The organism is Plebeiibacterium sediminum (genome assembly GCF_026013605.1).
Taxonomy (GTDB): domain Bacteria; phylum Bacteroidota; class Bacteroidia; order Bacteroidales; family Marinilabiliaceae; genus Saccharicrinis; species Saccharicrinis sediminus.
In genome coordinates, this window is the sequence record NZ_JAPDPJ010000352.1 from 1 (window position 1) to 395 (window position 395).

Annotated in this window: 1 pseudogene; it reads right to left on the reverse strand. The window is 34.2% G+C overall.

Annotated elements, in window-relative coordinates:
- Positions 1–237: 237 nt before the first annotated feature.
- Positions 238–395 (reverse strand): annotated as a pseudogene (locus tag OM075_RS25750) (IS5/IS1182 family transposase); the annotation flags it as partial.

The following is a 395-nucleotide window of genomic DNA, read 5'->3' on the forward strand; positions in this document are numbered from 1 at the left end:
GATGTAATTTTGTCACACTAACCATTTTTAGTTACCCAAATCCAAGGGGGTCAATATGACCGGAATGAGGGGTCAACATCACCGGAATATCTAACATGATCCGTTTTTCATTCAATATATTTTATAACCCACCTAATTAGTTAATCCTTACGAACAAATAATTACTGGATCTTTGCTAAATGTTTTGAGGTATATTTCCAGTAATATTTTTAGCCAAAGAACCTCTTCCTTGATTTTACGAAGTAATCCTTTAAAATTAAACCCTGCAGCTGCTAAATTTGCATTAATAGCATTACTAGGATTGCCTTTTAGGTAGTTTTTAATCATACGACATCCATGCTTTGTATGTCCGATAACTGGTTCTACTGCAGCTCTTGATTTACATTTCTTTCGCA